Genomic DNA, 12,693 nt, shown 5'->3' with positions numbered 1-12,693 from the left:
GGGGCCGCCGGTCCACCTGGAGCGCCCAGTCCGGCTGGTGGCGGAGCGCCCGGACCAGCGGGCGGAACAGGTCCTCCAGGAGGCACAAGGGGAGCAGGCGGTGGCGGAGGCGGCGGAGTTGGACGCGAAGGGTCGGTGCGCCGCAGGACGATCTCGAACCCGTCCTCAAGCTGCCGGGAGCTCTCCACCGTCAGCTTGGTCCCGTTTTGCTCGAAGCTCTCGCCGGGCCCAGCTCCCGCTGGAATCCGCAGGTCGATGCTGGACACGTCGGAGAACAAAAGCAGGTTGCCCTGGAGCCGGGTGACCTTCTGCGCGCCATCCGTCGGGGCGGTGAAGATGAGTTGGGTGGGGTAGGAGGTCAGGCTTGGCAGGCCGCCAGGTCCACCCGCGACTCGTGACACGATGATGGGGCGGTCACCATCCGGCCCTACCATGGGCGAGTCCAGCGTGCTGCCCTTGTCCGTGACGGCATTGAGGGTGCCTCCGATGCCCGCCAGACGGCTCATCGCCTCGGGCGACTTCGCGCTGATCTGCAGGGTCAGGTAGAGCTGGTCGTTGTAGTCCGGCTGATCGGGCGTGTCCCAGCCCCAACCGAAGATGAAGCTGCGCCGAGAGGTGATGCCGGCACCAGTAACGCGGAGGGTGAAGTCCTCGACCCCGACGGTTGGGCGGCTGTCCAGCTTCAGGTCGCCGAGTCGGAAGGTGATCATCTGGCCTGCGTTGACCTCGTAGACGAGACCCGCCTGTTCGCACAGTGAGAGCAGGATCTTGTCCAGCGTTGTGTTCTCGAAGTCCAGCAACACAGGGGTCTCCATGAGCTTGGCGGGGCTCTGGACGACGCCCGGTCGGCCCGGTGGCTCGAAGGCCGGTGAGAAGTAGAGCCCTGTTGCTTTGCGTAGCTCGGTGAAGGCGTCGCGGACCGTGCCCGCCACATGGACTGTATAGGTCTTGTCGCCCAAGCTCGGGGCGCTGCGAGAGTAGTCGGCCTGGGGCTGCAGGGGTGGTGGTGTGGGTGGACCGCCGACCGGCTCAGTCACCTGGGCGGAAGCGATGCCGACGATGAGCAGGACCAAAGCGATGACGCAGCGTGTCATGCAACCCATCCTCCTCCAGAACGGGTGGCGCTTGTGTGTTTCAGCAGGTTGGTGTCGCAAGGTCTGACGTCGGCATGACGAAAGTGTTCCCGACACGGAAAGGGGCGCGAGCTAGCGTACACCGACAGAGGTGAACGAACTCGCGCCCGTAGATCAGGCAGTGCTGCCCTGAGGTGCTACAGCGGGAACTTGATGTTGGCCGAGACCCCGACTCCGCCGACGCCACGGATGCTGGAAGTCTCCGCTTTCTTGGTGGTGATGGGAATCAGGGCTCGAGCGCGGACGCGATTGCCGATGGTCATCTCAACCTCTGCGACCGCCTGGACCTTCTTGACCTGGACTGCGGGACCGACGACCTGAACCGCACCGACAGCCGTGCCCGATCCGATGCGGAGGATCGGTACGACCTTGGTCTTGCCCTCGTGCCCGATGCCCTTCTGGCCCAGCACGCTGTTGATGAAGCTGTCGATCTGGTCGCCGAACTGCTTGACGACAAGAGCGATGCCGCCGACCTTAAGGACCGTTCCGAGGGCGCCTCCGAGGTCAAGTGCCATGGCCGGAGGTGGTGCGGCATTGAGGCCGACGAAGAAGCAGAAGGCGCACAAGAGCGCCACGAGACAATGATAGGGCTTGCGTTTGATCATGGCTGGCGCCTCCTCTAGAGTTTGATGTCACCCAGGCCGGTAACCCCGACGGCTTTGACGCGGTCAAGGGTCTTCCCCGGCACCTTGGTGGAGATGGGTACGTAGAGGTCGATCTCGACGTAGTCCTTCCAGTGCGTCTCAAGCTGTGCAACCGCCTGAACGAGGGACACTGCGGAGGACGGGCCGTTCACCCGAGCCATACCGAGCTTGACGCCCTCAAGCACGCTGATGATGGGCACCCACTTGTCCTCGTAGGGCTCTGTGGGCTGCCACTCCTCGGTCGGCGGCTGGACTGAGCCACCGGCGCTGGCGTAGTGAGCGGCGATGGCATTGGAGATGCTCGAGGCCCAGGTGCGGGCCAGGGCCTGCGGCTCCTTGCCGGCTCGCCGGGCGTCCTCATCATCGACGGTGATCAGGAGGGTCTCGCCGACCTGGACCACGGACATCCCGTAGACATCGGCGGCACGAACATCCTGGGCCATTGCGCCCTCGGAGACGGCCTTGCGGAGGCGATCGGCCACGATGTTGGCGCGGTCATAGGCACCCATGCTCGCAGCGGGGGCGAGGATGCGGAGGACCTCGTTGTTGTTGTAGACCAGGACGCCGGCTTCGTTGCCGTTGACGACCGCCTTGCGCGCCTCAAGAGGCATCGGCGGCAGAGGTTTGGGCTGGCCGGGCTTGGTGCCGAAGGCCTCGTAGAGCGCGTTGTTAATGCTGGTTGCCCAGCGCTGGGCAACCCCCTGCTCTGTGATTCCGTAGGCAGCGGGCTCCTTGGGAGCTACGCTGATGATCACGCGGTCCCCGGCGACGACTATCCAAGGACCGCCCGCCTGCTGCTGGACCGCTTGGAAGTCACCAGGACCTGCGCCAGCCCCCAGCGCGAGATTGATGCGACCTGCAGCGAGCGATGCCCGCTCGAAGGGCTCAAGCTCCGCAGAAGGCCAGACGCAGCGGATAACCTCGCGGGTGCCGATGAAGACCTTGCCACGGACAACCCCCTCGTTGGTGAACTTCTCGACACGAGCCTGGGGCAGAGCGGCTTGAGTGGTGGCCGTTGCCTGCTGTGCGTAGGCGACGGGCGGAGCAAGCCCAGGTAGGGCCATCCGGACCATCGATCCCAGTCCCACGGCAGCCAGGCACAGCGCAAGCGCGGCACCGACGGCCAGGGCTTTGCGGGTGAGACTCATAGGGCCAACCTCCCTACTGAGAATGCGGGGCCACGGCGCGGTCACCCAGGGTGCGGACTGAGTGGGTACCGGCCCGGGCCCTCTGGTACTGCAAGGCAAAGGGGCATGGGAGCTACCTCACAGGATACATACGCTAGGGGTAATACCCTCTTCGTACCTTGGCCCAAACGGGCATGAGAGTGCGACTACTCCCTTCGCTGCAACGGACAGCGGCCTCAAGACCTGGCCAACCGGGCCTCCTCTCGCTCGATGATCTCCCAGGCTTTGGCATGATAGAAGCGGTATGCCTCCAGCGGCGTTCCGTTGGGGATGCGGTGATCCAGCCCCAGCACGCACCCTCCCGAAGCGACCATGGGCGGGATCTTGTACTCGAGCTCCGCCTCGATCGCCCCGTGACCTTGGCGCAGCACGTGCTTGTCGATGCCGCCCTCAAAGGCGAGACGCGAACCGTAGGTCTCGCGGGTCTTGACGATGTCCATGCCCGCTGCGGGCTCCATGGGGTGCATGATGTTCACCCCGGCGTCGAGGAAGGCGGGGATGACGGCGTTCATGTCACCGTCGGAGTCCTGATTGAAGACCCGCGCACCGCGCTCCTGAAGCATGTCCCAGAGACGGCGGTAGTAGGGCTTGATGAACTCCGTTACCTGCCTGGGGCCGGCCAGCGGGCCACCCTTGCCCGCCATGTCCTCGTGGACGCTGAGCATATCGACGGTGACCGTCTGGGAGACGCGCTCAAGCACACGGTAAGCGGTGTAGCCGATGGTCTCCAGGATGTCGTGGATCAGCTCGGGCTGCTCGTAGTAGGCCACGCAGAGGGTTTCCTCGCCGAGAAGCTGCCGAGGTTCGTCGAAGCCGCCCGGAATAGAGACGCTCACGACGCGACCGGCCTCCAGGTGGGCCTTTGCGGTCTGCTCCCAGTCCTTGCCGAAGCGGGCCTCGGAGAACTCGTAGTGGTGGCGCAGGGCGAGCCAGTCATCCATGGTCCGCACCGGGTGATCGAGAGGCAGCGGGAGCGTGGCGGCCTTCTTCATGAGCTTGACACGACGCCCGTAGCGGTCGGTGCCGATGATGTAGTCGTCGGTCTCTTCCTGGAGGGTGGGCTCGGGGCCGCCCATCCAACCGGTGTTCAGCGGGATGCCCCCGACCGCATGGCGGCGGAACCGGAAGGCCGACATGTCCAGTTCCTGGGGCGACGCTCCCTGCGCCGCCCATTCCTCCTTGAGTCCGACGATGGGTCCGAAGATCTCCGTGAAGAGCGCCCTGCGGTTCTGGCGGAAGGTCATGTGGTCGAGGTACTCCTCGCGTCTGACCTCCATGGAGCGCTTGATGGCAAGAGCGGCATGTGCGTCGTTGATGGACCGGGCCATTGCGAACACCTGCGTGTGTGGGGCGAAGTCTGCGTCAGTTACGGGCGGTTCAGTCGCGCGGCAGAACCTGCACGCCGCTATCGTCAGCGCGGAGATACAGACAGCGGATGTCCGAACCGCTGCCCTCGGTGTAGTAGACGACAAGGACGCGGCCGTCCGGAAGCTCGACCATGCTCGGGTAGGCGCCCAGCACCCTGTCGAGGGTGACCATATCGCTCCAGGTGCGGCCGAAGTCCCGGCTGTAGATGAGACAGGTGCTGGCTGTCGGGCGATGTCGGAAGGCGCAGAGCAGCAGGTTCTTGGAGGTGAGCAAGAGGTAGGGGGCGTCGCCCTGTACACCGATGGGCTTGGGCTCTGTCCAGGTCTTGCCGCCGTCGGTGGATTCACAGGAGGTCATGGTGGGGCGGATCATCATCAGCAGACGACCGTCCGGCATGGGCAGCAGGCAGGGCTCGTGCGACTCGGAATCCTTGGAGCGAACGAGACTCAGGCTCTCCCAGGTCTTGCCCTGGTCGCGGGACTGGAGGACGACGACGCAGCTTGGCGGCGTGGTCGGTTCCCGCATCTGCCCGTACACCGGAAGCAGGAGGCGGCCGTCGGCGAGTGGCACCACGGGTGTGGAGACGGCTTCGTTGCCGGTGAGAGGTGTGGGCACACGTGCGGGCTCACTCCAGGTCTTGCCGTCGTCGCTGGAGCGGACCGTGAAGACCTGGTGGGTGCCCGGCTTGCGGGTCGGGTCATAGCTCATGTACACGCACAGCAGGTCACCGTTGGCAAGCTGTGTGATGGAGGGGTCGCGGTCGTCGATGGGTGTGTCGACCACCGTCTCGGCAGGCGACCAGCTCTTGCCGTCGTCGGTGGAGCGGCACAGGGCGATCCGTGCACCCCTGGGCAGCTTCTCCGTGGGCACGCTCACGTGGCTGTACCCCGCATAGAACACGCACAGCAACTCGCCAGAGCGCGTGCGGCACAGGTCCGGAAAGGCTTCGTAGGCTCCGGCGCCGGCATCTGAGCAGACTACGCCGTAGGGAGGCTTGGTCACCACAAAGGGCTTCGCGAGAGTGGCCGGCGTGCCCTCGACACGGAGATTGCGGAAGGCGATCTTGCCCTGTCCCGCTCGCAGGCCGATCACTCCGGCGGGGATCGTCGCATCCTTCTCGGTGAACAGCAGTTTGCCGTTCAGGTAGACCTCGTGGGTGTCGCCCTTACAGACCACACGAGCGGTCATCCACTCACCGGTCTTGAGGGCATCGGTGCGGTGCCGCCGGGCATCCGTCCACTCCTTGGCGGAGTCCGAGCGAACCCAGACGATCTGCTTGTTGAGGTAGTCGAAGTGCAGGTAGTAGTAGGTTACCTGGTCGACGGCGCGGTAGACGATGCCCGGGGCACGAACGCCGCTGCCGTCGGGGTAGATGTAGAAGTCCACGGTGAGGTCGACGTCTGAGTAGGCCTGCGCTGGAGACCAGATCAGGGAGCGATGGGATGAGGCATCGCTGTGTAGCAGCGCGCCGTCCTGCACGGCCCATTTGCCCACCTCAATCTGCCAGCGGTCGAGGTCGGAGGGCTTGTCAAAGGCGACCGTCTGGGCCGCAAGAACGGGAGAGACAAGGGCTACTAGCAACAGAAAAGGCATCGGCTTCATGGACCGATCAAGCTCCCTGATTCGAGTTGTACGCCACGAAAGACCTATTCGCCGACCTCGGCACGGGTCCTTCTCAGGCAGGATGCTTTCGCCTGAAGGGGGAACAAGACAGGGAAGACAGGACCGCTTCTGTGTCCCACCGATAGATGCTCCGCGAAGGGATGACGCTGCGATGGCCAAGTACATGACCGCGGTGCTGGTTCTCTGTCTGGGTGTGACCATCGGCCATGCCCGGACGCTGACACTCGTGAGCACCGACTTCGCTGCCTCGGACCAGCCGGTGGCGGATCAGCCCGGCGTTGCCCTGGACCGGACGACGGGAGCACTCCCCTGGGGATGGCGCGAGGAGTCCAGTTGGGCCCGGGTGTGGACAGACTACGAGCGACGGGGAGAGGAGGAAGGCGGGTACCTGCGGGTCAAGGTCAGCAAGATCGAGCGTGACTGGTGCCAGTTCGTTCAGCAACTGCCCAGTTTCGGTCAGGAGGCCACGTGCCGCCTGACCTTGCGGGGAAGAAGCCTTGAGGGCCAGCCACTGCAGATCGGGGTACGAGTACGGGAGGTGCCCTACACGTACCTGTGGGACACCGCTGTGCCCCTGCAGACCGGGTGGCAGGATTTCCGCTATGAACTCAAGCTGCCCAGGGAAGAGGCCGAAGTGGGGCTCTATCTGCGGGTTGAGAAGGTGGGAAGCGTGGACCTGAAGAGTGTGAAACTCGAGTGGGTCGATGCCCCTGAGGCGCCGACACGGGTGCCCATTGACACGGACTTTGGTACCGCAGCGACACCCGTTGCCGAGGCCGGCAACTCCACCGGGAGAGCAACCGGGGTGCTGCCCCAGGGCTGGCAGGAAGACTCCAGTTGGGCAAAGGTATGGATGAACTACCAGCCCCTCGAAGAGGAGGGGCGGCGCTATCTCCGTATGCAGGTGACGAAGGTGGAGGACGGGCGCTGCCAACTCCGCCATTCGTTGGAGGACATCAAGGAGGAGACCTTCTTCCGCCTGACTCTGACGGCACGGAGCTCCAACGCCGGTGCCGCCGAGTTCCAGATCCGTGATGCAGGAGCACCCTACAAGACGGTCTGGAGTGTTCGGCCTGCGCTTGGACCGAGCTGGAAGGACTTCACTTACGACTTCCGACTGACCAGGTACGCTCCTGCGGTCGGGTTCTTCATCGGCCTGGACGACACCGCGACTCTGGACCTCCAGAAGCTGAAGCTCACGCAGCTTACCAGGGCCGACTACATCGCGGAGCTGAAGGCCAAGTACGCTGAGGGCGGACCTCGGAACCTGCTGCGAGTATCGAGGCTCCCGCTGGGCCTGCAGAGCGGCTGGACGCTGGATCGCGACAACTCCGACGGTGACGATGTGGTGATCGCCGGGGATCCGCAGACGATTGGGCCCAGCGGCGCTCCGGCAATGAAGATCAGCACGGCCGAGCCGACCCGCATCTACAGTGCGCCCTTTGCGGTCCCGCTGGCCTTCCAGCCGCACACGGCGAGCCTGTATGTGAAGACCGCCGAGAAGGTGCGGCTGACGGTTCTCGCCGGTGGGCCGACCGTGGGAGACAAGACCGTGCAGCCGGAAGGCAAGGGTGAGTGGGAGCGCCTTGAGGTGACCTTCACCCCGCAGCTCATGGTCCCCTCGTACACGCTGAAGCTCGAAGTGAACGGAGACGCCTGGGTCGATGCCCTCCAGGTGGAGCCCGGCAGCCATGCTGGCGCCTACACCTCTGCAGCCGCCTGCGAGGTCTCGCTGACGTGCCCGGACTCCGATGCCTCGATGGCACGAGTGCAGTTTGAGGACGAGCCCACGGTGGTGCAGTACTGTGTGACGGGCGCAGCACCCGGCGCCAGTCTCAAGATGCGACTGGTGGATGTGTACGGCGAGCAGAAGGACCTGGCACCGGTTGCGCTGGGAACTGCGACGCTGCATCAGGGGACGCTGAACTACGGGTCCTTCGCGGCCCACCCCTTCGGGCCGCAGCGGATTGAAGCATGGGTGGAGGACCCGGCCGGCAAGGTCGTCAGCACCTATAACGAACTGGTCATCAACCGACTGCGACGCCCGCGCTACTGGGGCAAGGACGCCCCGGATTCGCCCTTCGGGGTGCACACCAACTCGACGACGCGTCACAACCTCATGGCCAAGGCCTGCGGGATCAACTGGACGCGGCTGCATGACGCGGGCTTGCAGTACCTGGGCTGGTACCACCTGGAGCCTGAGCCCGGCACGTGGACCTTCCACGACAAGGAGATCTACCGCTACCGGCGCGATCACATCAAGGTGCTCGGCGAACTGGGCACCGCTCCCTTCTGGGCCAGCTACTACCCCGGCAAGGCCCACAACGGCTACTTCGACCGCTTCTACCAGCCGAAGAAGCTGGAGGACTACGCCAACTACGTGCGGGTGGTAACGCAGCGCTACAAGGGCGTCATTGATGCCTACGACGTGTGGAACGAGCCCTGGATCTGGGCCTGGTGGGGTGTCGGCTACGATGAGGGGAAGACCGACCGCGAGGGGTACATCACGAGCAAGGAGCCGCAGGCCGACTTCGCGCGGCTTATGGAGACGGCCTATCGCAATGCCAAGGCAACAGACCCGGGCATTCGCATCCTGGGGTTCAACTCGACCACCGGCGGCTCAGGCTCTCGCAGCTTCAGCGGGTCCGAATGGACCAACGGAGTGTTGAAGGCCGGCGGCCTCGACTTCTGCGACGCCGTCTGCTACCACAACTACATCGGCGGGAGGTCGTGCTACCCGGAGGATGTGGTTGAGAAGGGCTTCAAGACCGCCACGGGGCCGATCCAGGAACAGCTGGGGAAGCTCCCGAAGCCGGTGTGGATGACTGAGGGCTCTGCCGCGCGCGATACCGTCGGACCGGGCTTCTACCGCCTGACGATCCCCTATGACAACAACGAGGACCTCTTCGAGACCGGCGATCGGGTGTGCCGCCAGATCGTCAGCCTGCTCTCGGCCGGTGTCGAGAAGACCTTCGTGTACTCGATGCATGGCCACAGCTACCTGGGGAACAAGGCCGAGTGGCGGGTGATCGTCAACGAGGACGGGCAGCTCCATCCGAGTGGGTGCGCGTATTCGGCGATGGCCTGGCTGCTCGAGGACACCAAGTTCGTGAGACGGCTGGAAGTCGCCGAGGGCGTATACGCATATCTGTTCGCAGGGGCAGGTCGTGCGGTCGCCGCGATCTCCAGCGGCCCGACTGCTGCGGTGTGGAAGCTGCCGACGGCGGTGGGTGTGAGCGCCACCGACCTGTTCGGGAACCCGGTGACCCCGGGGAGCGCCTTCAGCGGACATCTGACCTACGTGACGGCGGCTACGGTTGAGGAGCTGCAGAGGGCCCTGGGCGGTCGCTGATCGGGTGCTGGAAGTGCCAACCTGCGGGGATAGGGAAGAGGGGTCGTCTGTGAGACGACCCCTCTTCTGTTTGCGGCGGCGGTTCAGAAGCCGATGGAGCTGAAGGACGTGAACATGTGCATCATGCCGGGGCCAAGGATCACGACGAACATACTCGGGAAGATGAAGAAGATAAGTGGGAAGAGCATCTTGATGGGCAGAACGGCCGCGACCTCGCGAACGCTGAGGCTGCGGCGCAGGCGTAGACTCTCGGCTTGTCCGCGCATGACCTGGGCGATGCTGGCCCCAAGTTCCTCGGCCTGAATGATGGCCGCCGTGAAGACTTTCAGTTCGGTGATGTTTGCCCGTTCTGCCAGGTCCTGCCAGGCCTTGCGTCGTCGGACACCAACGCGGACCTCTGCGAGCACTCGAGCGAACTCATCGAGAAGCGGCCCCCGGCGACGACTGATCACTTCCTGCATGGAGGCATCGAGGCCGAGCCCAGCCTCCACGCTGACCACAAGCAAGTCGATGACGTCGGGCAGGGAACTCCGGATGGCCATCTGGCGCTGCTTGATCTGCGAGTCGAGCCACCCACTGGGCCCGAGCACGCCTGCGGCCAGGACGGTCAGACACAGGAGCCCCTTGAACTGCGCTGGGATCGGCAGGAACCGATGGATGCACAGGGCCAGGGCGCCGCAGGCAAGCAGGGCGAAGAGACGGATCAGCGTCCACAGAGGTGGAGTGAGACCGTAGGGTCGACCTGCACGGTCGAGGCGTAGGCTGGCCTCCTTCGAGGCTGTGGCTGGAGTGAGGCGTGCCGCAAGACCGGCGAGACGCTCGACGATGGGCTGCAGCAAGCGCTCACGCCAGCTTCCGCGAAGGACGGTAGACAGGTCGTCCTCCGGCGGTCGGGAGATGACGGTGGTGAAGCGGTCTGACATCCTGCGCGACTGCGTCTCCAGGGTGAAGGACAAAGCGACGAAGACGATTCCGGCGAAGATGCAGACCGCGATTGCCGCAGGGAGCATGGACGATCACCCTCAGGGGCACCAGATGCCCGAGTACCAGGCGAGCCGGGCAGACGGGATTGACGTCAGATCTGAACAGCCATCATCTTCTTGATGACCAGCATGCCCATGCCCATCGCGCCTCCGGCACCGAGTAGGAGGAGGCGCCCCATGGGAGTGATGAAGAGCGGGTCCAGGTAGCCGGGGCTGAGGTGGCCCACCACGATCGCCAGGAAGATGGGCAAGGCACACAGGATGCTGGCGGAGAGGCGTCCCTCGGCGGTCAAGGCGCTGATCTCGCCCTGCAGCCTGACGCGTTCGCGGATCATGCCGGCAGTGGTATCCAGGATCTCGGCCAGGTTGCCACCGACGGTGGACTGGATCTGGCAGGCGGTGACGATCAGCTCGACGTCCCCACTCGGGCAGCGGTCCATGAGGTGCTTGAGCGCCCTCTCGTGGGAGACCCCGACGTTCATCTCGTCCAGGACTCTCCCGAACTCCTCGGAGATCGGTGCGTCCATCTCCTCGCTGACTACCTGCATGGCCCGTAGGAAGGAATAGCCCGAGCGCAGCGAGGAGGCCATCATGGTGAGGGCCTCAGAAAGCTGATCCACGAGGGCTTTGTTGCGTTTGGCCCGGCGGGTCTGCACGTAGACGACGGGCACGACGGCCGCGACGCCCGAGAGCACCAGAGCCAGAAGGAACCCGCGCACGGCCATCCCGGCAGCGAAGCCCATACCTGCGAGGCCGAGGACCAGAACAACGAGCTCTGTTGGACGCACGAGTAGTCCAGCCTGCAGAAGGAGCTTCTGCAAGGACCTTCCCAGGCCCAGACGGTCCAGCACGCGTGTGATAACCGGTGATGGGTCGTCCGGCGCCGAACCCTTCCCCGATTGCGCCGTTGGGGCACCCTCCTCGGCCCGTGGTGCCAGGCGACTCGGAGGTGACTGGCCCGCGGAGCGTGTAGCCAGGTAGACGGCGAAGCCTCCGCCAACCACCAGGAGGCCGACACCGGCCAGCAAGATCAGCGGCGGCACTGGGGACCGCCTCCCGTCCACTGCTGAAACAGGTCTCCGGGAAGCTGCACGCCCTGAGCCAGCAGATGGTCGGCGAAGTGTGGACGCAGTCCGGTCGACACGTGCTCGCCGATCACTCGTCCTGTGGGGTCGACGCCGTCCTGCCGGAAGCGATACAGGTCCTGGACGACGATGTGGTCACCCTCCATGTTCTGGACCTCGGTGATGTGGGTGATCCGCCGCGAGCCGTCACGAAGACGGGACTGCTGGACAATGATGTGGACGGCCGAGGAGATCTGCTCGCGAATCGCGCGCGAAGGCAGCTCTGTGCCGGCCATAAGGGTCATGGTCTCCAGACGCGCCAGCATGTCTCGGGGGGTATTCGCGTGGCAGGTGCTCAGGGAGCCATCGTGTCCGGTGTTCATGGCCTGGAGCATGTCGAGGGCCTCGCCGCCACGGACCTCACCAACGATGATTCGGTCCGGCCTCATTCGCAGGGCGTTGCGGACCAGGAGGCGGATGGAGACCTCGCCACGTCCTTCGAGGTTCGCGGGTCGAGCCTCCAGGGTGATGACATGGCGTTGCATGAGCCGCAGTTCGGCGGCGTCCTCGATGGTGACGATGCGCTCTCCCGGCGGGATCATGGAAGAGAGAACGTTCAGAGTGGTGGTTTTTCCCGAGCCCGTGCCACCCGACACCAGGATGTTGAGCCGTGCCTCGACGCAAGCGTGAAGGAAGTCGCTCATCTGCTCCGTGAGAGTGCCGAAGCGGACCAGGTCGTCGGCGCCGAAGGGATCTCGCGAGAACTTACGGATCGTCACGCAGGGCCCGGTGACGCTCACGGGTGGGATGATGGCATTCACGCGCGACCCATCCGGAAGGCGCGCGTCGACCATGGGCATGGACTCGTCGAGGCGGCGACCCAGGGGTGCGATGATCTTGTCGATGATGCGCATCACGTGGGCGTTGTCGGTGAAGTGCTTGGGGACTTCCGTGATGCGTCCGCTGCGTTCCACGAAGACCATCTCCGGACCGTTGACCATGACCTCAGAGATGTTGTCGTCCTCGAGCAGTGACTGGATGGGGCCATAGCCGCGAACCTCGGCGAAGACCTCGCTGAGAAGCTGTTGACGCATGCGTGAAGTCAGCATGACACGCTTGGCCGCGATCACCTCGGCGGCCATCGATCCGATGCGCTCCATGAGCTGAGCTCGAGACATGCGGTTGAGCTCCTGCGGTTCGATGGCGGCCAAGAGCTGCTCGTGCACGGCGGCCTGGAGCTTGAGCATGTGGTCGGCCTCCGCGCGATCGGCCGTGGCGCGGTAGTCGGTTTCCCATTGCGGCTGTGCATCGGCGACCATGCGACCGGACCTCCAGGGAA

The 12,693-nt window shown here is 64.8% G+C and carries 9 protein-coding genes; 1 reads left to right on the top strand and 8 read right to left on the bottom strand.

Going from position 1 to position 12,693, the window contains the following annotated elements:
- The 5 genes from ABFE16_17180 to ABFE16_17160 form a co-directional block, all read right to left on the bottom strand.
- Positions 1 to 1,094, bottom strand: a 1,094-nt coding sequence (locus ABFE16_17180; protein ID MEN6347033.1) for a hypothetical protein, incomplete at its 3' end; no start/stop codon positions are given.
- A gap of 176 nt (positions 1,095 to 1,270) precedes the next feature.
- On the bottom strand, positions 1,271 to 1,738 hold the full coding sequence (locus ABFE16_17175) for a hypothetical protein (protein ID MEN6347032.1): 468 nt from the start codon (positions 1,736 to 1,738) through the stop codon (positions 1,271 to 1,273).
- Between the two features lie 14 nt (positions 1,739 to 1,752).
- A complete protein-coding gene (locus ABFE16_17170) occupies positions 1,753 to 2,925 on the bottom strand; it encodes a hypothetical protein (GenBank protein ID MEN6347031.1) in 1,173 nt (390 codons plus the stop codon).
- Positions 2,926 to 3,140: 215 nt separating this feature from the next.
- Positions 3,141 to 4,292 carry a uroporphyrinogen decarboxylase family protein gene (locus tag ABFE16_17165; GenBank protein MEN6347030.1) on the bottom strand — a complete coding sequence of 384 codons (1,152 nt, stop codon included), beginning with the start codon at positions 4,290 to 4,292 and terminating at the stop codon, positions 3,141 to 3,143.
- A 49-nt stretch (positions 4,293 to 4,341) separates the two neighbouring features.
- Positions 4,342 to 5,934 (bottom strand): exo-alpha-sialidase, encoded by a 1,593-nt coding sequence (locus tag ABFE16_17160; GenBank protein MEN6347029.1) that lies wholly within the window; start codon positions 5,932 to 5,934, stop codon positions 4,342 to 4,344.
- Positions 5,935 to 6,106: 172 nt separating this feature from the next.
- Here ABFE16_17160 and ABFE16_17155 point away from each other — a divergent pair, with 172 nt between their 5' ends.
- Positions 6,107 to 9,307 (top strand): hypothetical protein, encoded by a 3,201-nt coding sequence (locus tag ABFE16_17155; protein ID MEN6347028.1) that lies wholly within the window; start codon positions 6,107 to 6,109, stop codon positions 9,305 to 9,307.
- An 83-nt stretch (positions 9,308 to 9,390) separates the two neighbouring features.
- On the opposite strand, the gene ABFE16_17150 is transcribed toward ABFE16_17155, so the two are convergent.
- The 3 genes from ABFE16_17150 to ABFE16_17140 form a co-directional block, all read right to left on the bottom strand.
- On the bottom strand, positions 9,391 to 10,317 hold the full coding sequence (locus ABFE16_17150; GenBank protein MEN6347027.1) for a type II secretion system F family protein: 927 nt from the start codon (positions 10,315 to 10,317) through the stop codon (positions 9,391 to 9,393).
- Between the two features lie 65 nt (positions 10,318 to 10,382).
- Positions 10,383 to 11,333, bottom strand: a complete 951-nt coding sequence (locus ABFE16_17145; GenBank protein MEN6347026.1) for a type II secretion system F family protein — start codon at positions 11,331 to 11,333, stop codon at positions 10,383 to 10,385.
- Positions 11,321 to 12,673, bottom strand: a complete 1,353-nt coding sequence (locus tag ABFE16_17140; protein ID MEN6347025.1) for a CpaF family protein — start codon at positions 12,671 to 12,673, stop codon at positions 11,321 to 11,323. Before ABFE16_17140 ends, ABFE16_17145 begins: the two co-directional genes overlap by 13 nt.
- Between the last annotated feature and the right edge of the window lie 20 nt (positions 12,674 to 12,693).

The sequence above is a fragment of the Armatimonadia bacterium genome (assembly GCA_039679385.1).
Taxonomy (GTDB): Bacteria; Armatimonadota; Zipacnadia; order Zipacnadales; family JABUFB01; genus JAJFTQ01.
Note: the sequence above shows the minus strand (reverse complement) of the source record. Positions and strands in the feature narration are given on the sequence as shown.

Coding starts and splice junctions, on each gene's coding strand:
- ABFE16_17175 (MEN6347032.1), bottom strand. CDS start 1,738: ATGATCAAACGCAAGCCCTATCATTGTCTCGTGGCGCTCTTGTGCGCC.
- ABFE16_17170 (MEN6347031.1), bottom strand. CDS start 2,925: ATGAGTCTCACCCGCAAAGCCCTGGCCGTCGGTGCCGCGCTTGCGCTG.
- ABFE16_17165 (MEN6347030.1), bottom strand. CDS start 4,292: ATGGCCCGGTCCATCAACGACGCACATGCCGCTCTTGCCATCAAGCGC.
- ABFE16_17160 (MEN6347029.1), bottom strand. CDS start 5,934: ATGAAGCCGATGCCTTTTCTGTTGCTAGTAGCCCTTGTCTCTCCCGTT.
- ABFE16_17155 (MEN6347028.1), top strand. CDS start 6,107: ATGGCCAAGTACATGACCGCGGTGCTGGTTCTCTGTCTGGGTGTGACC.
- ABFE16_17150 (MEN6347027.1), bottom strand. CDS start 10,317: ATGCTCCCTGCGGCAATCGCGGTCTGCATCTTCGCCGGAATCGTCTTC.
- ABFE16_17140 (MEN6347025.1), bottom strand. CDS start 12,673: ATGGTCGCCGATGCACAGCCGCAATGGGAAACCGACTACCGCGCCACG.